The 16543-nt window shown below is 70.4% G+C and carries 16 protein-coding genes and 1 pseudogene; 6 read left to right on the forward strand and 11 right to left on the reverse strand.

The annotated features are described in order from the left end of the window. The 3 genes and pseudogenes from ABD256_RS41745 to ABD256_RS41755 form a co-directional block, all read right to left on the reverse strand. Positions 1-115, reverse strand: a pseudogene (locus ABD256_RS41745) (lipoyl synthase); the annotation flags it as partial. A 37-nt stretch (positions 116-152) separates the two neighbouring features. Continuing rightward, positions 153-1106: an oxidoreductase gene (locus ABD256_RS41750; RefSeq protein WP_344431545.1), complete on the reverse strand. Its 954-nt coding sequence runs from the start codon at positions 1104-1106 to the stop codon at positions 153-155. A gap of 33 nt (positions 1107-1139) precedes the next feature. Further along, a complete protein-coding gene (locus ABD256_RS41755) occupies positions 1140-1658 on the reverse strand; it encodes a hypothetical protein (protein WP_344431547.1) in 519 nt (172 codons plus the stop codon). A 128-nt stretch (positions 1659-1786) separates the two neighbouring features. Here ABD256_RS41755 and ABD256_RS41760 point away from each other — a divergent pair, with 128 nt between their 5' ends. Both ABD256_RS41760 and ABD256_RS41765 read left to right on the forward strand, forming a co-directional pair. Then, positions 1787-2395 (forward strand): TetR/AcrR family transcriptional regulator, encoded by a 609-nt coding sequence (locus ABD256_RS41760; RefSeq protein WP_344431595.1) that lies wholly within the window; start codon positions 1787-1789, stop codon positions 2393-2395. Between the two features lie 25 nt (positions 2396-2420). Then, positions 2421-3353: an LLM class F420-dependent oxidoreductase gene (locus tag ABD256_RS41765; RefSeq protein WP_344431549.1), complete on the forward strand. Its 933-nt coding sequence runs from the start codon at positions 2421-2423 to the stop codon at positions 3351-3353. A gap of 53 nt (positions 3354-3406) precedes the next feature. On the opposite strand, the gene ABD256_RS41770 is transcribed toward ABD256_RS41765, so the two are convergent. From ABD256_RS41770 to lpdA, 7 genes are all read right to left on the reverse strand, one after another. Beyond that, positions 3407-3625 (reverse strand): hypothetical protein, encoded by a 219-nt coding sequence (locus ABD256_RS41770; RefSeq protein ID WP_344431551.1) that lies wholly within the window; start codon positions 3623-3625, stop codon positions 3407-3409. Between the two features lie 157 nt (positions 3626-3782). Continuing rightward, positions 3783-7538, reverse strand: coding sequence for a glycoside hydrolase family 2 TIM barrel-domain containing protein (locus tag ABD256_RS41775; protein WP_344431553.1), 3756 nt, complete (start codon positions 7536-7538; stop codon positions 3783-3785). Between the two features lie 578 nt (positions 7539-8116). Next, on the reverse strand, positions 8117-8860 hold the full coding sequence (gene lipB, locus ABD256_RS41780; RefSeq protein ID WP_344431555.1) for a lipoyl(octanoyl) transferase LipB: 744 nt from the start codon (positions 8858-8860) through the stop codon (positions 8117-8119). Between the two features lie 9 nt (positions 8861-8869). Then, positions 8870-9502, reverse strand: coding sequence for a phosphatase PAP2 family protein (locus tag ABD256_RS41785; RefSeq protein ID WP_344431556.1), 633 nt, complete (start codon positions 9500-9502; stop codon positions 8870-8872). Next, positions 9499-10383 (reverse strand): TIGR01777 family oxidoreductase, encoded by an 885-nt coding sequence (locus ABD256_RS41790; RefSeq protein WP_344431558.1) that lies wholly within the window; start codon positions 10381-10383, stop codon positions 9499-9501. Before ABD256_RS41790 ends, ABD256_RS41785 begins: the two co-directional genes overlap by 4 nt. A gap of 121 nt (positions 10384-10504) precedes the next feature. Next, positions 10505-12286 (reverse strand): 2-oxoglutarate dehydrogenase, E2 component, dihydrolipoamide succinyltransferase, encoded by a 1782-nt coding sequence (sucB, locus tag ABD256_RS41795; protein ID WP_344431560.1) that lies wholly within the window; start codon positions 12284-12286, stop codon positions 10505-10507. Between the two features lie 52 nt (positions 12287-12338). Further along, positions 12339-13712 carry a dihydrolipoyl dehydrogenase gene (gene lpdA / locus ABD256_RS41800; RefSeq protein ID WP_344431562.1) on the reverse strand — a complete coding sequence of 458 codons (1374 nt, stop codon included), beginning with the start codon at positions 13710-13712 and terminating at the stop codon, positions 12339-12341. A 171-nt stretch (positions 13713-13883) separates the two neighbouring features. Here lpdA and ABD256_RS41805 point away from each other — a divergent pair, with 171 nt between their 5' ends. Genes ABD256_RS41805 through priA form a run of 3 tightly spaced genes read left to right on the forward strand, consistent with a single transcriptional unit; the run spans position 13884 to position 15635 of the window. Then, positions 13884-14231: an oxidoreductase gene (locus ABD256_RS41805; protein ID WP_344431564.1), complete on the forward strand. Its 348-nt coding sequence runs from the start codon at positions 13884-13886 to the stop codon at positions 14229-14231. Positions 14232-14240: 9 nt separating this feature from the next. Beyond that, the gene (hisH, locus tag ABD256_RS41810; RefSeq protein WP_344431566.1) at positions 14241-14870 is read left to right on the forward strand and encodes an imidazole glycerol phosphate synthase subunit HisH; all 630 of its coding nucleotides are present in this window, start codon (positions 14241-14243) and stop codon (positions 14868-14870) included. A 33-nt stretch (positions 14871-14903) separates the two neighbouring features. Then, positions 14904-15635, forward strand: a complete 732-nt coding sequence (priA, locus tag ABD256_RS41815) for a bifunctional 1-(5-phosphoribosyl)-5-((5-phosphoribosylamino)methylideneamino)imidazole-4-carboxamide isomerase/phosphoribosylanthranilate isomerase PriA (protein WP_344431568.1) — start codon at positions 14904-14906, stop codon at positions 15633-15635. Here priA and ABD256_RS41820 read toward each other — a convergent pair. Continuing rightward, on the reverse strand, positions 15618-16013 hold the full coding sequence (locus ABD256_RS41820) for a PPOX class F420-dependent oxidoreductase (RefSeq protein ID WP_344431570.1): 396 nt from the start codon (positions 16011-16013) through the stop codon (positions 15618-15620). The two genes, priA and ABD256_RS41820, sit on opposite strands and share 18 nt — an antisense overlap. 59 nt (positions 16014-16072) lie before the next feature. On the opposite strand from ABD256_RS41820, the gene ABD256_RS41825 reads away from it, so the two are divergent. Continuing rightward, entirely contained in the window at positions 16073-16522 is a 450-nt protein-coding gene (locus ABD256_RS41825) for a limonene-1,2-epoxide hydrolase family protein (protein ID WP_344431572.1), read from the forward strand. The last annotated feature ends 21 nt before the right edge of the window (positions 16523-16543 follow it).

Raw genomic sequence — 16543 nt, forward strand, 5'->3', positions numbered from 1 at the left:
ACTCCGGACCCATCTTCGCCCGCGTCCGAATCCACGACGGCTTCTTCTCGATCGGCGTCTCACTGTTACGAACCTCGAGCCGCAACAACTTCCGACCATCCGGTGCAGCAGTCACGCCGTTCAGCGTACGCCCGGGTGGCGGGCGGCCATGATCACGCGGGGTCGGGCGTGACCTGAGTCAACCCCGCGGTGAGCTCCCACAATCCGGACCCCAGTTTGGGGTCCAACGCCGCGCGAGGCGGTGTCACGACCGTCGGGTGCCCGCGAAGCGCGGCGAAGCCGCTCGGCCCGATGTAATCGCCGCCGTTGGCACCGTCCGCGGTCGCCGCGTACAGCTGCGGAAGCGCGCCCATCGCGACGTTCTGGGCGAAGAGCGCCTCGCCGATCCGGTGGCCGATGCCGATCGCGGTGCTCAGGACCTTGTTCCGGTACGCGCTCGCCATCGACGAACCGAGCGAGGTCGCGGGGTACCCGGGATGCGCGGCGACGCTGGTCACGTCGGCGTTCTCTTCACGCAGCCGCCGGTCGAGTTCGAACGCGAAGACCTGGTTGGCCAGTTTCGACTGGCCGTAGGCGCCGGCCGGGTTGTAGCGCCGGCGTTCGAAGTTCGGGTCGGCGAGGTCGATCCGGGCGCCGATGGCGGCGACGCTCGACAGCGTGACGACCCTGGCGCCCGGTTTCGCGCGCAGCGCGGGCATGACCAGCCAGGTCAGCGCGGCGTGCCCGAGGTGGTTGGTGCCGAACTGCCGCTCGAAGCCGTCGGCCGTCCACTGCTTCGGCGATGCCATCAGCCCGGCGTTGTTGATCAGAATGTCGAGGCCGTCGCCGGTGCTCTTCCGCACCGACTCGGCGGCCTGGCGCACGGACGCGAGATCGGCGAGGTCGAGCCTGATCAGCTCGGGCCCGGCCCCGCCGGTCGAAGCCGCGCGCACTGCCGCCAATGCCTCCTCGCCGCGTTCGAGCGAGCGGCACGCGAGCAGCACCTTCGCGCCCTTGGCCGCGAGCACCTTCGCACTGCGCAGGCCGAGGCCCGAGTTGGCGCCGGTGATGAGCACCGTCCGCCCGGACTGGTCGGTGATGTCGTCCTCGGTCCAGTTCTGTGCCATGGCGAGAAGCTAACTACATCCGGCCCGCGGCGGTCACGCGCTCGGTGCGAGCAACCGGAGCAGGTGGCCCATCGTGCTGCGGCGGCGCGACGGGCGGACCTGCGGCCCGTGCCGCAGCAGGGCGACGAACGCGGAACCGACCTGGGTCAGCTCGCCCGCTTCTTCGTGCGGTTCGGCGAGGCCCGCGGCGATCGCGAGCATCCGCAGCTCCACCTCGTGCCTGCGCGCCAACGCGGGGGACGAGTCGAGGTGCTCGTCGATGAGCGTGCGCAGGACTTCGTGTTCGGTGACGGCGGCCCGCCACGCACGCGTGACCGCGTCCACCTGGTCCGTGCCCGTGTCCCCCTCGGGCTCGGCCAGCTCGGCGCGCATCCGCCCACCGAGCAGCTGGCTCCACTTGTAGTGCAGTGCGAGCAGCAGTTCTTCTTCGGACCCGAAGGTTTCGGGCACACCCGGCACCCGGTCGAACGGCAGCGCGCCCGGTTCCTTGGCCGCCTGCCGGAGAACGGCGTCCATGAGAGCACGCCGTCGGTAGAAGTCGTTCCAGCTCATGGTTGGTCCCCTTCCGTGACCGTGGCCATACCGCGGGTTTGCGGCATACTCTTGGTACGGACCTGACACGCACAACATACCACGGGTATGGCGGCCGTCGGTGGCGTAAGCTTGTGAGGGTGGTGACATTGAGGTCCAGGCGCGCCGACTATTCCGAGTCCACCCGTTCCGCTTTGGTGGACAGTGCGGTGGAACTGTTCACCAAGCGTGGTTACGCGGGTACTTCCCTCGATGAGGTCGCCAAGCGCGCACGGGTCACCAAAGGTGCCCTGTACCACCACTTCAGTGGTAAGCAGGCACTCTTCGAAGCCGCGTTCGACGCCGTCGAGGGCGAGGTATTCGACCGCCTCACCAAAATAATGCAGGGCCCCGGTGCGCCGTGGGAACGCGCATTGGATGGTTTACGCACATTTATCAAAAGCTGTCTCGATCCCGCGTATCAGCGGATCGCCATTCACGAGGGCCCGGTGGTGATGGGCTGGGAGCGCTGGCGCGAGGCGGAGGACCACTTCAGCTTCGGCCTGGTGCGGACCAGCCTCGAGGACCTGGTCGCCGCGGGCGAGGTCGACGACGTGCCGGTGGAGATCACCGCGCGCCTGCTGTTCGGCGCGCTGTCCTCGGCCGCCACCGTGATCGCGGGTGCCGAGGACCAGAAGAAGGTCGGCGCCGAGGTCGAGGCCGTCATCATCCAGCTGCTGAACCGGATCCGCCGCCCGTCCGGCGATCGCGCGACCTGACCCGGAGTTGACCTAGGGTGGGCTCGTGGACTTGAGGATCTTTACCGAGCCCCAGCAAGGGGCCAGCTACGACGACCTGCTCCGTGTCGCGAAGGCAACCGAGGACGCGGGTTACGACGCGTTCTTCCGCAGCGACCACTACCTGAAGATGGGCGACGTCCCCGGCCTGCCCGGCCCGACCGACGCCTGGATCACCCTCGCGGGCCTCGCCCGTGAGACCTCCCGCGTCCGGCTCGGCACCCTGGTCACCGCCGCGACCTTCCGCCACCCTTCACTGCTGGCGATCTCGGTGGCACAGGTCGACCAGATGTCCGGCGGCCGGGTCGAACTCGGCCTCGGCTCCGGCTGGTTCGCCGACGAGCACACCGCGTACGGCTTCGCGCTGCCGGAGCTCAAGGAGCGGTTCGACCTCTACTCCGAGCAGCTCGAGATCGTCACCGGCCTGTGGGAGACGCCCGTCGGCGAGACGTACTCGTTCGACGGCGAGCACTACCAGCTCGCCGATTCGCCGGCGCTGCCCAAGCCCGCGCAGAGCCCGCGCCCGCCGGTGATCATCGGTGGCGGCGGCAAGAAGCGCACCCCGGCGCTCGCGGCGCGGTTCGCCGACGAGTTCAACCTGCCGTTCACCACACCGGAGGTCGCGAAGGCCCAGTTCGACCGCGTGGACGCGGCGGCGACGGCCATCGGCCGCGATCCCAACGGGATCCTCAAGTCGGTGGCGCAGGCCGTCGCGATCGGCAAGGACGACGCCGAGGTCGCCCGCCGGGCCGCCGCCATCGGCAGGGACGAGGCGGAACTGCGCGAAAACGGGCTCGCGGGCACGCCTGCCGAGATCGTGGACAAGATCGGCCAGTGGCGCGAGGAAACCGGGATCACCCGGCTCTACCTCCAGCTACTCGATCTCACCGATCTCGACCACCTCGAGCTGATCGCTTCGGACATCGCGCCCCAGCTCTGACTCGGGCGATCGCTGCTGCCCCCGAAGGTCCGCCCTCGGGGGCAGCAGCCCGCTCAGCCGGACGGCCGCACCAGATCGACGTAGTTCTTGTCCGCCAGCGGCGCGCCGCCGCTGCGTCCGGCACGATCGCGTCCGACCCGGCTGACCCGCTGGCCCCGCTGCGTCGCGGCCAGGAGTTCGCGCCGTTCGCGCCGTTCGTCAACATGACCGGTCAGCCCGTGATCTCCCTGCCCCCGCACACCGGCGCCGACGGTCTGCCGATCGGCGTGCACCTGGTCGCCGCCTCCGGCCGCGAGGACCTCCTACTGCGGGTCGCCGCGGAACTGGAGATCGCAGCACCGTGGCAGAACCGCCACCCAGCCCGGTAGCGATGGCTCGTCATGCCCCGAAGTCACCTTCAGGGACTTCGGGGCGGTTCCGCGGTCACCGTCAGCGCGCGCCCCTGGGGAGTCCACTGCGGACTTCGTCGGGGGACAGCGGGCGGAAGGTGAGCGAGTAGTCGTAGTCCTGGTCGGGGCGGACCTGGTACCGCGGGCGGACCGGGTTCGGGGTGTCGCCCATCCCGGTCACCGCGTGATCGGCGTGCAGCGTGATCCAGCCGTCGTTGCGCACCCGCTGGAACGGGTAGGCGGCGCGGTCGAGATCGTCGTACGGGGTCGCGCTCACCTCCGGCGCGCCGGAGACGAGCAGCCCGCCGGAGCGGCCGTCGGTCAGCAGTGCCCAGCGCGCGTCCGTGTGGTTGCCGTGGTCCTGCGGCCGGTAGTAGTCGACGTACTGCTCGTCGACCGTGCTCGAATAGACGCCGACCGGTGTGCCGTCCTTCCGGTCGGCGTAGCTGTCCTGCGGCCCGCGCCCGTACCAGGCGAAGCGCTCGAACGCCGACGGCACCGCGAGCGAGACCCCGATCCTCGGCAGGTACGGCAGGGTGCGGATGTCGCCGACCGGGTGCACCTGGTGCCCGAGCCGGACGGTTCCGGCCGCGTCGATCCGGTAGGTCATCGTCTGCTGGAACGACGCCGCGCTCATTCCCGGCGCGGCGACCGTGCTGCGCACCACGACCTTCGCTTCGCCCTGTCCCGGTTCGACGGTCACGGAGTCCACTGTGGTCTTGAGCCGGTCGAGGCCGGCCTTGCGCCAGTCCTCGCCTTCCACCCCGCCCCAGTCGTAGGTTTCGTTGCTGGTCGGCGCGCGCCACGCGTCGAGCTTCGGGCCGCCCTTCAGCAGTTCCGTTCCGCGCGCCCGCATCGACGACAGCGCACCGGTCGACCGGTCGAACGTGTAGCTGAAGTCCTTTCCGGACAACGTGATCCTGCCGTCGCGGTCGGCGACCTCGACCCGGCCGCGTGCCTCCGGGGTCGCGGCGCCGGGGATCCTGGTGCCGCCGAGGGTGAACTGGTCGCGTGCCACGACGTGCCCGGCCGGCACCATCGGCGTGCCCGCCGTGGTGACGGCTTCGAGGGTGAGGAACCGCTCGGCGTCCTTGCCGTGCGGGAGTTTCGGGCGGATCGGTGCGGTGGCGCCGGGGCCGATCCGCAACGGCTCGGTCCCGGCGGCGACGGTCCTGGCGCCCTCGGTCACCTTCCAGCGCAGCGCCATCCCGTCGGTGCCCGCGAACTGCCGCTCGTTGAGCACGTTCACGGTGCCGCCGCCGAACGAGAACCGCAGCGGCTGGTGCGCCCAGGCGAGCTCGGCCGTTTCCGGCTGCAGGTACCGGTCCGATCCGATCAATCCGTCCACACCGGACAGGCTCTCGCCGTAGGACAGGTAGCTGCCGCGATCCTCGACGCGGTCGAAGTCCAGTGCCAGCAGTGATTCGCGAACCGGGTCGGCGGCGAGCTGCTCCGCGCCGAGGGCGTGGTCGTAGATCCGGACGTCGTCGATCGCACCGTGCGCCATCCGGCCGGTGTACTGGTCCTGCATGGTTTCGGGGTTGCGGCCGATGTTCACCGGGTACGAGGACGCGTCGATGGTGCCGGTGAACGGGGTGCTGCCCGCCTCGACGCCGTCGAGGTAGAGCCTGAGCGCGGTGCCGTCGTAGGTGCCGGTCACCCGGTGCCAGTTGTCGAAGAAGCCCGGTGGCACGGTCACCTGCACGGTGCGCCAGGTTCCACTGTGGACGAAGAACTCCAGTGTCCTCTCGTCCTTCATCTTCAGCGCGTACTGGTGATCGCCCTTGGCCAGGATGGTGAAGTCGCCGGTCCACGGGCGGGCGGGCTGCACCCAGGCGTCGAGGGTGAGCCCGCGCCCGGTCAGGTCGAGCTTGCGATCGCGGTAGACCTCCACGAAGTCGTCGAGGCCGGAGAAGGACAGGGCGCTGCCCGCCTTGCCCCGCCTGGCGGGCACCGTCGCGGGCATGCCGGACAGGTTCGCCATGATGCCGTTGCCGGACGCGTCGGGTGTGGTCCGCAGCCGCTGGCGGATGTTCTGCTCCGCCCAGTCCCAGATGAACCCGCCCTGCAGCGACGGATTCGCCCGGATGGTGTCCCAGAACTCCTTGAAGTTGCCGAGGCTGTTGCCCATCGCGTGGGCGTACTCGCCGAGAATCACCGGCTTCGTGGTGCTCTTCGCCTGTTCCGCTAGCTTTTCCGGGGACGGGTAGCGCGGGCCCCACACGTCGGCGTACGGCGCATCACCGTCGGGCGAGTTCGACTGGTGGTAGAGCGGGCGGCTCGGGTCGTGCTTCTTCGCGTAGTCCGCCATCGCGAAGTGGCTCGCGCCGAGCCCGGCTTCGTTGCCGGTGTCCCACAGGAACACGCTCGGGTGATTGCGGTCGCGGGCGAGCATCGCGGTGAACCGGTCGAGGAACGCGTCCCGCCACTCCGGACGGTCCGCGAGGCACACCGACGGGCAGCTCTCGTGGTTGTGGGTCTCGATGTCCACCTCGTCGTCGATCCACAGGCCGGTGCGGTCGGCGAGATCGTAGAAGTAGGGGTCCGACGGGTAGTGCGAGGTGCGCACCGCGTTGACGTTGAGCTGCTTCATCAGCGCGACGTCCCGCTCCTGCGCCGCGCGGGGCACGTGCCTGCCGTGGTCGGGATCGGTCTCCGCGCGGTTCACCCCCTTGAACAGCACGCGTTTGCCGTTCACCAGGAGCTGCTTGTCCTTGATGGTGATCTCGCGGAACCCGACCGATTCGCGCGTGACGTGCGTGGTCCGGCCGTCGGGCCCCTTCAGCGACAGCACGAGCCCGTAGAGGTTCGGTGTCTCGTCGCTCCACTTCGCCGGGTTCTTGACCACAGTGGACAGATCGAGATCGGCGGCGGCCCCGGTCAGGTCGGTGGAACCGTCCACTTTGGCCACTTCGGTGCCGCGCGCGTCGACGAGGCTGCCGGTGACCGAATAGCGCCCGGCAGGCGCGTTCGGCTTGCGGGACAGCGAAACCCGCGTATTCAGCGTCGCGTCGGTGTAGGCCGCGTCGAGATCGGTGGTGATCGCCGCATCACTGATCGCGGCGTTCGGTGCCGAGTAGAGCCACACCGAGCGGAAGATGCCCGCGTACCGCCACTGGTCGTAGTCTTCGAGGTACGAGCCGGATCCCCAGCGGTGCACCTGCACGGCGATCCGGTTGCGGCCGGGGTGCAGCGCGGCGGAGAGGTCGAACTCGGCCGGGGTGTAGCCGCCCTGGTCGTAGCCGATGTACTTCCCGTTGACCCACACGAAGTAGCCCGAGGTGACCCCCTCGAACCGCAGGTAGGTCGACCGCTGCTGCCAGTCCGCCGGCAGGTCGAAGTCGCGGGCGTAGGCGCCGGTCGGGTTCACGTCCTTCGGCGCGTGCGGCGGGTCGTCCGGCTGGACCTCGCTCGGGATGTTGCGGAACATCGGGTGGTCGAGCCCGTCGGTCTGCCAGGTGTGCGGCACGCTGACCGTGCGCCAGCGCCCGACGTCGTAGTCCTCCGCGTAGAACCCGGACGGCACGTCCTGCGGGCGATCGGCCATCGCGATCTTCCACTGGCCGTCGAGGCTGCGCGTGAACGGCGTCTGCTCGGCACCGCGCGCGGCCGAGGCAGTGTCCGCATACGGCCGCAGCTCGGCGTGCGGACCCTGCTGGCCCTCGCCGGTCATGCGGGGGTTGTCCAGGTAGGCGTATGCGTCCGGCGCGGGGGCTACGGCGCTGCTCGCCGTGGACGGCGGGCTGACGAGGGCGGTGAAGAGGAGAATCGGCACAAGAGTACGCACGAGCCGCATGGCAGAACCTCCACGTTCGCACAACTTCAAACAGCAGCAAACAGGAGTGGGGAGGTTCTGGTCAATACGCCAAAAGTCGGGCGCGCGGTGCGGCCCCGACGGATGCTCCGGTGGAGTTCGGGTGGGCTGGCCCCGCGCCTCTGCTGCGCTCCGGGGCTGATGCCCTGAAGGTGCCCTTGGGGGAATGTGATGCCGTGAAGGGCACCTTCAGGGCATCAGCAGCATCATGCCGCGTGCCGTGAGGGGCGAGATTGGGACGTCAGATTCCCCAAAGGTGCCCTTCAGGGACCAAGCCCTCGGGCGGCTCCGTGCTTCCGCCACCCATCTCCCGGAATTGACGCGCGGCGCATCATCACCGCGACTTTTGGGGCATGCGCCCTGTGGCAATCACGCGCGCGAGGGGAAGAATCGCGGCGTCAGATTCCCCGAAGGTGACCTTCAGGGACCTGAGCGCCCCGATCTCCGCCTTCACGCGAACGAGCGCTGCCCCAACGGGGGCCTGCGATGTCCTGAAGGTGCCCTTCGGGGACTCAGATGCCCCGAAGGGCACCTTCAGGGCATGAGCGCGGAGAAGAAGGTCAGTTCTGGAGAGCGAAGGTGACGCCCGGCGCACTCGGCGCTTCGGGGCGGGGGAGCCAGCGGTCGTCGCTGACCTGCAGCTCGCCCTCGATCGCCGCCAGCACGGCGTCGCGGGCCAGCGGGAGCGCCTCCTCGACGGTGACGTCGCGGCCGAGTTCGGCGGACAGCGAGGTGACCCCGGCGTCGCGGATGCCGCACGGGACGATCTTGTCGAAGGCGGCGAGATCGGTGTCGCAGTTGAGCTCGAAGCCGTGCATGGTGACGCCGCGCTGGACGCGGATGCCGATCGCCGCGATCTTGCGTTCGATCCCGCGCTCGTCGGCGGGGATCCACACGCCGCTGCGTCCCTCCACCCGGCCGCTGTGCACGCCGAAGGAGTCGCAGACCCTGATGAGCGCCTCTTCGAGGCGGCGCACGTAGTGCACGACGTCGATCGGGTCGGCGAGCTTGAGGATCGGGTAGCCGACGAGCTGGCCTGGCCCGTGCCAGGTGATCTTTCCGCCGCGGTCGACGTCGATCACCGGGGTGCCGTCGGAGGGGCGGTCCGCGTCCTCCGTGCGCTTGCCCGCGGTGTACACCGACGGGTGTTCGAGCAGCAGCATGGTGTCCGGCGCGGTCTCGTCCGCGCGGGCGTTCACGTGGGTGCGCTGAAGCTCCCACGCTTCGAGGTAGTCGATCGTGCCGAGGGGGCGGACGTCGACCGGATCGGTGCTGGCGCGGCAGGAAACGGCTCGGGGACTCACCCCAGCAGGCTACGCCGAGGTCTCGCCTGCCGGTAGGCGAGCAGCCCGCGACGGGAGCAAACCCACACCGGACGCCGCGAGCAGCCCGGCGCCGGTCACCGCGAGCGCCGCGCCGGCGGTGTCGCTGAGCCAGTGCACGCCGAGCACGATCCGCGCGGCGGCGCAGAGCACGGTCGCCGCCACCGCCGCCGCGGCGACCCAGCGCACCGCGCGCGGAGCGAGCCACGCGCACAGCAGGATCGCGACCAGGCCGGTGGAGGCCGCGGAGACGACGTGCCCGCTCGGGTAGCTCAGCTCCGGGTAGGCGCGCGGGCGCTGCCGGTCGAAGACCGGCTTGAGCAGGCTCGTCAGGCGGCACACCAGCAACACGAGAACCAGTCGGAGCAGGACACCCGCGTGCTGCCGTCGCAGGGCGGCGGCGAGCAGGAGCCCGATCCCGAACACGACCGGCAGCACCGGGCCGAGCACGTCGCTGACGATCCCGGCTGCCGTCCCGAGCGGTTCCCGCCACACGCCGTCGAGCCCGCGCGCGATCGCGGCGTCCAGCGCGAGCGGTGCCGCGCGGACGGTCAGTCCCAATGCGACGAACGCGGCGACGAACACCACGCCGAGCACGGCCCAGCGGACGCGGGGGGCGTTCACAGCGCCGCGCGCAGTGCCGCGTCGACGTCGCGGTGGGCATGGGTGAACCCGGCGCGCTCCAGCGCGGCGGGCACGGCGTGCTGGCCGTAGAGCGCCATTTCCTCGCCTGCCTGGCCGAGCACGGTCTTCAGCGCGACGCCGGGCACCCACCACGGCGCTGGCCGGTGCACCGCGCGGCCGAGCGCGCGCGTGAACTCGGCGTTGGTCACCGGCGACGGACCGGTGAGGTTCGCCGGGCCGGACAGCTCGTCGTGTTCCAGCGCGAACCGGATCGCGGCCACTTCGTCGTCGAGGCTGATCCACGGCATGTACTGCCTGCCGTCGCCGAGCCGCCCGCCCAGCGCGAAGGAGAACAGCGGCTTGAGCGGGCCGAGCAGCCCGCCCTTCCCGGAGAGCACGAGCCCGGTGCGCAGGTTCACCACCCGCGCGCCGCCCGCCTTCGCCGGGGCGGTCGCGTCCTCCCACGCCTGGCACATCTCCGCGAGGAACCCGCCGCCCCGCCGGGCGGTTTCGTCCACAGGGGACGGTCCGGCGTCGCCGTAGTAGCCGACCGCGGACGCGTTCACGAGCACGCCGATGCCCCGTTCCGCCACGGCCTCGGCGAGCACTTCGGTCGGTTCCACGCGGCTGTCGAGCAGGACCTGCTTGCGCGCCCCGCTCCAGCGCCCCGGCAGCAGGGGCGCGCCGCACAGGTTCACCACCGCGTCGACGTCGTCGAGCGCGCCGTCGCCGATAGTGCCCGCGGGCGGGTCCCACCGGTGCTCGTCGGGTGTCTTCGCCCTGCCCCTGACCAGCCTTCGGACTTCGTGCCCCGCGTCGCGCAGCCGTTCGAGGAGAGCCGTGCCGATCAGTCCGCTGGAGCCAGCCACGAGAACGCGCATGCGTCGATCGTCGCGCAGTGCGTTTCCGCGCGCACGGCAGGGGCTGGCACGGGTGAGTCAGTGAACGCCGAAGGCCTCCCCCGCGGGAGGACCGCGGAGGAGGCCTTCGGCGTCGGACGGGTTACAGACCCAGCTCGTCCTCGAAGTTGCCCTCTTCGAGACGCTGCTTGATCGTGGTGAGGAAGCGGCCCGCGTCCGCACCGTCGATCAGGCGGTGGTCGTAGGTCAGCGGCAGGAACGCCATCGACCGCACGGCGATGGTGTCGTTGCCGTCGGCGTCCGCGATCACCACGGGGCGCTTCACGACCGCGCCGGTGCCGAGCATGCCCGACTGCGGCTGCATGATGATCGGCGTGTCGAACAGGGCACCGTTGCTGCCGATGTTCGTGACCGTGAAGGTGCCGCCGGCCAGCTCGTCCGGCTTGATCTTGTTGCTGCGCGCACGGGCCGCGAGGTCGGCGATCTTGTGGGCCAGCCCGGCGAGGTTCAGGTCGCCCGCGTTGTGCATGACGACGTTGAGCAGACCCTTCTCGGTGTCCACGGCGAGACCGAGGTGGACGTCACCGTGGTAGGTGATCTCCTTGGTCTCCTCGTTGTAGGACGCGTTGATGTTCGGGTGCTGCTTGAGCGCCTCCACCGTGGCCTTGGCGAAGAACGGCAGGAACGTGAGGTTGATGCCCTCGCGAGCCTTGAACGCCGCCTTCGCGCGCTGGCGGAGCCGCGCGACCTTCGTCACGTCGACCTCGTGCACCTGGGTCAGCTGCGCGGAGACCTGCAGCGACTCCTTGGTCTTGATCGCGGTGATCTGGCGGATCCGGTTCGCCTTCTGCACGGTGCCGCGCAGGGCCGCCTTCTCCGGGGAGACGGTGGACTGCGACGGTGCCGAGGGCGCGGACGGCGCGGCGGCGGCCGGGGCGGCAGCGGCGGGCGCGGGCTGCGCCTTCTGCTGCTCCTCGACGGCCGCGAGCACGTCCTGCTTGCGGATCCGGCCGCCGACCCCGCTGCCCTTCAGCGAGTCGAGCTCGATGCCGTGCTCGGAGGCGAGCTTGCGCACCAGCGGCGTCACGTACGGGCCACTGCCCGAAGAGCCCGAAGAGTCCGAAGAGGACGGTGCGGGCGCGGACGGCGCCGGTGCCGCCTGCGGTTCCGGCTTCGGCTCGGCCTTGGGGGCCTCCTGCCGCACCGGCTCCGGCGTGGGTTCCGGCTTCGGCTCGGGCTTCGGTTCTGGCTTCGGCTCCTCCTTGGGCGCCGCCGGGGCCTCCTGCTTGGCGGCGGGCGCGGCACCGGCGTCACCGATCACCGCGAGCTGCCCGCCGACCTCGACGGTCTCGTCCTCGCCGACGCTGATCTCGAGGACGGTGCCGGCGACCGGGGACGGGACCTCGGTGTCGACCTTGTCGGTGGAGATCTCCAGCAGCGGCTCGTCGACTTCGATGCTGTCGCCGACCTGCTTCAGCCATCGCGTGACGGTGCCCTCGGTGACGCTCTCGCCCAGCTCGGGCAGCGTGACCGAGGTGCCGCTCGCGGAGCCGCCGCCGGACGGGGCAGGCGAAGCCGCCGGAGCCGGGGCTTCTTCCTGCTTCGGCGCGGGGGCTGCCTGCTCCTGCTGAGGCGCGGGCGCTTCCTCCTTCGGCGGCTCGGCCGCCGCGGGCTCGGAGCCGCCGGAACCGTCGTCGATCACGGCGAGTTCGCCGCCGACCTCGACGGTCTCGTCCTCCTGCGCGCTGATCTTCTGCACCGTGCCGGCGACCGGGGACGGGACCTCGGTGTCGACCTTGTCGGTGGAGATCTCCAGCAAGGGCTCGTCGACCTCGACGCGGTCGCCCTCTTTCTTCAACCACCGGGTGACGGTGCCCTCGGTGACGCTCTCTCCGAGCTCCGGCAACGTGACGGAGTAGGCCATCTTTCGCTGACTCCCTTTGTTTCTGTTCAGGTCTGCTAGTTCGGAGGTGACGTCAGCTGTGCACGTGCAGTGGCTTGCCTGCCAGGGCAAGGTGTGCTTCGCCGAGGGCCTCGGTCTGGGTCGGGTGGGCGTGGATGAGCGGCGCGACGTCCTCCGGGAAGGCTTCCCAGTTGTAGATCAGCTGCGCCTCGCCGATCAGCTCGCCGACGCGGTCGCCGACGAGGTGCACGCCGACGACGGGGCCGGCGGGCGCCTTGACCAGCTTGACCCCGCCGGAGGTCTTGAGGATCTGGCTCTTCCCGTTGCCGCCGAGGTCGTAGGTGAAGGTGGTGACCTCCGAACCGTACTTCTCCTTGGCGGCGGCCTCGGTCAGGCCGACGGAGGCGACCTCGGGGTGCGAGTAGGTGACCCGCGGGATCCCGGCCTCGTCGATCACGCGCGGCTGCTGGCCCGCGATCTCCTCGGCGACGAAGATGCCCTGCTGGAAACCGCGGTGCGCGAGCTGCAGGCCGGGCACGATGTCGCCGACGGCGTACACGTTCGGCAGGTTGGTGCGCAGCCGCTCGTCGGTGAGGACGAACCCGCGCTCGATGGAGACCCCGGCCTCCTCGTAACCGTGGCCAGCCGAGTTGGGGCCGCGGCCGACCGCGACGAGCAGGAGGTCCGCGTCGAGGGTCTCGCCGGATTCCAGCGACACGCTCACGCCGTTCTCGTCCTGCTTGGCGCCGGTGAACCGCACGCCGGTCTTGAAGCCGATCTTGCGGCGGCGGAAGGCGCGCTCGAGCTGCTTGGACGCGAACTCGTCCTCGTTCGGGACCAGCCGCGGTAGCGCTTCCACGATGGTGACCTCGGCCCCGAAGGAGGCCCACACGCTGGCGAACTCGACCCCGATCACGCCGCCGCCGAGCACGACGACCTTCTTCGGGATGTAGTCCAGCGACAGCGCCTGCTCGCTGGCGATGACCCGGCCGCCAAGGTCGAGGCCGGGCAGCGTGCGCGAGTACGAGCCGGTGGCGAGGATGACGTTCTTGCCGGTGTACCGGGTGCCCTCGACCTCGACGGTGGTGCCGCCGACGAAGGTGCCGGTGCCCTCGACCAGGGTCACCTTGTGCGCCTTGGCCAAGCCCTGCAGGCCCTTGTGGAGCCGCGCGATGATCGAATCCTTGTACTTGTTCACCCCCGCGATGTCGACGCCTTCGAGGATCGTCTTCACGCCGAACTGCTCGCCGTCGCGGGCCGAGTCGGCGACCTCCGCCGCGTGCAGGAGGGCCTTGGTCGGGATGCAGCCCCGGTGGAGGCAGGTCCCGCCCAGCTTGTCCTTCTCGACCAGGATCACCGAAAGTCCCAGCTCGGCCGCGCGGAACGCGGCGGCATAGCCGCCCGATCCGCCACCAAGGATCACTAGGTCGGCGGAGGTGTCGGTCACTTCATTAACTCCTCGGCAAGGCGACAGGGGGCGTCGCACGCCTGTCTATCGCGCGCGCGACTCACGCCATCTTGTCACTACGCAGTTCAGGCTTGCGACTTAGCCGGGTGTGTGGCGGTGGTCTCAGGGCCGCACCCCGATAATGGCGGGGGACACCGACTGGAAGGTGAGGTGGTCGAGATGGGTCTCTTCGACTCGCTGCGACGCAAACGCAAGGGCGAGGGCAAGCCCGGCACGCTGCGCAAGGCCAGCGCGGGGGACACCAAGCATCTCGAGGAGTGGGCCGCGTCCAGGCACGGCGTCGAGGCCTATGTGGAGCCGAAGACGACCGTGACCGAGATGACTGTGGTGCTGATCGCGCACGACGGCGAGTGGACGCGCCGCCGCGTCGAAAGCTTCGCCGCCGCACAGCAGTTCGGCGGCAAGCGCTCGATCCCGGTCTACGAGGTCGCGAAGGTCGGCTACCCCAAGCGCATGCGCGAATACACCGAACGCCAGAAGCGCGCCAAGGGCAACTAGACTTCGCCCGTGCCTAGCGTCGTGATTCTGGACTACGGTTCCGGCAACCTCCGCTCCGCCGAACGCGCCGTGCGGCGCGCCGGTGCCGAGGTCGAGGTGACCGCGGACCCGCATGCCGCGATCAACGCCGACGGGCTGGTCGTCCCCGGCGTCGGCGCCTTTTCGGCGTGCATGGAGGGCCTGCTGGCGGCGGGCGGCGAGAAGATCATCGGCACCAGGCTGGCCGGTGGGCGCCCGGTGCTGGGCATCTGCGTCGGCATGCAGATCCTGTTCGAGCACGGCGTCGAGCACGGCGTGCGCACCGAGGGCACCGGCGAATGGCCGGGCACCGTGGAGCGGCTGCACGCCGAAATCCTGCCGCACATGGGCTGGAACACCGTCCGCGCGCCCGCCGGGAGCGAGCTGTTCGCCGGGCTGGACGCGCAGGAGCGGTTCTACTTCGTCCACTCCTACGCCGCGCGCGAATGGGAGCTGGAGTCCGGGCTTTCCGGCAGGCAGCCGCTGGTGACCACGGCGAACCACGGCGAGGACTTCGTCGCGGCCGTCGAGAACGGTCCGTTGTGGGCGACCCAGTTCCACCCCGAGAAGTCCGGTGACGCCGGCGCTCACCTGCTGCGCAACTGGCTCAACACCCTGTGACGGCGACCGCCGCGCGGCTTTTATAGTTGCCGGGTGACTTTCACCCTCCTCCCCGCCGTCGACGTGGCCGATGGCCAGGCGGTGCGCCTCGTCCAGGGCGAAGCGGGCACCGAGACCTCTTACGGCAGCCCGCTCGAGGCGGCGCTGCAGTGGCAGCGCGACGGGGCGGAGTGGGTCCACCTCGTCGACCTCGACGCCGCGTTCGGCAAGGGGTCCAACCGCGAACTGCTCGCCGAGGTCGTCGGCAGGCTCGACGTCCAGGTGGAGCTGTCCGGCGGGATCCGCGACGACGCCTCGCTCGAAGCCGCGCTGGCGACGGGGTGCCGCCGGGTCAACCTCGGCACCGCCGCGCTCGAGGATCCCGAGTGGACGGCGAAGGTCATTTCGTCCTATGGGGACAGGGTGGCGATCGGCCTCGACGTGCGGATCACCGAGCAGGGTCACCGGCTCGCCGCGCGCGGCTGGACGAAGGACGGCGGCGACTTCTGGGAGGTGCTCGACCGGCTCGACGCCGACGGCGCCGAGCGGTACGTCGTCACCGACGTCAGCAAGGACGGCATGCTGCAGGGCCCGAACGTGGACCTGCTCCGCGAGGTGTGCGCGCGCACCGACGCCGCCGTGATCGCCTCCGGCGGAGTGTCCAGTTTGGACGACCTGAGGGCGCTCGCGACGCTGAGCCGCGACGGGGTCGAAGGGTCGATCGTCGGAAAGGCGCTCTACGCGGGCGCGTTCACCCTGCCCGAAGCGCTAGCTGCCGTCGCCTAGCGAGATCGCGACGCCGACGGTGCGGTCCTCGGGGCCGCGCAGCTCGCTGAAGAACATCGTCACCTTGCCGATGATCCCGTACTTGCGCGCGATCACCCGGCGCACGCGCGCGGTGTTTTCGTCGTCGAGCAGGCGCGCCCGTCCCGGCACCACGGCGCCGTGCGTCCGCTTGCCCCGCACGTCGCAGGCCTGCACGTCGACCTTGCCGCCGTTGCGGATCCGCTTCACCTTGCCGGACGCGCGCACCGTCCACAGCACCAGTTCGCCGCCGTCGCCGGCGGCCCACACCGGCGTCGGCACCGGGTCGCCGTTCTTCCGGTACGTGGTGAGCATTACGTACTTCTCCGCCGCGAGGCGGTCGAAATCCGGGGAGGTCATGAACTCACCGTAGCCGGTCCGTCGCGCGTTCACCCTCGGTGAGCTGGCAGCATCGGGTCATGACCGCACCGACCACACCGGAATCGACCACGACGGAACCGGCGGCGGTCGTCGTCGAGTTCCTGAACGCCTTGGCGCGCTACGACGTCGACGCCGCACTGGACCTCGTGACCGATGACCTCGCCTACACCAACGTCTCGCTGCCCACGATCCACGGGCGCGAACGGCTCCGGAAGCTCGCCGGCCCGGTGCTGCGGCCGGGCCGGATGGGCTTCGGCGTGCACAACCACCACGTGGCCGCCGACGGCGACGTGGTGCTCACCGACCGGACCGACGAGCTGCGCTTCGGCCGGTTCGCGGCGCGCTTCTGGGTCTACGGGCGCTTCGTCGTCCGCGACGGCCGCATCGCGGTGTGGCGCGACTCGTTCGACTGGCGCGACATCTCGGTCGGCGTCGTGCGCGGGCTGCTCGGCATCGCGCTTCCCGCGCTCAACCGCAGGATGCCCTGATCCACCTCGTCCGTCCGAAGC

Origin of the sequence: Amycolatopsis minnesotensis, from assembly GCF_039529815.1 — a bacterium.
In the GTDB taxonomy this organism is placed as follows: domain Bacteria; phylum Actinomycetota; class Actinomycetes; order Mycobacteriales; family Pseudonocardiaceae; genus Amycolatopsis; species Amycolatopsis minnesotensis.